At 46.9% G+C, this 350-nt stretch carries 1 protein-coding gene; it reads left to right on the top strand.

The genetic code is table 11. The features are described 5' to 3' along the window. Nucleotides 1-18 precede the first annotated feature (18 nt). The coding region (locus GOQ16_RS18585; RefSeq protein ID WP_204987530.1) for a hypothetical protein at nt 19-350 on the top strand (332 nt) is incomplete at its 3' end.

Below are 350 nucleotides of genomic sequence, written 5' to 3'. Positions count from 1 at the left end.
TTTGTGAGAGAGAGTGAATTGAAAAAGGCAATTGTGGAGAAGCAACAAATAATCCTCTTGGTTTACAAAGAGTCATTCCTCAATTTTGAGGAAATTAACACATTCTTTCCTAGTTTGGCTATTTCTTTATTGCAGGAATTCGTCGATGTCTTTCCCGAGGACGCGCCTAGTGGGTTGCCACTCATTCAAAGCATTGAGCGTCAAATTGACTTTGTACCCGGCGCAGTCATTCCAAACCGACCGGCTTATCGGAGTAACCCCGAGGAGACGAAGGAGCTTCAAAGGCAAGTTGAGGAGGTGTTGAGCAAGGGACACGTGCGGGAAAGCATGAGTCCATGTGCCGTGCCCGT

The organism is Sphingobacterium bovisgrunnientis, assembly GCF_009829085.1.
Taxonomy (GTDB): Bacteria; Bacteroidota; Bacteroidia; order Sphingobacteriales; family Sphingobacteriaceae; genus Sphingobacterium; species Sphingobacterium bovisgrunnientis.
This window is presented reverse-complemented; position numbering and strand designations above follow the sequence as displayed.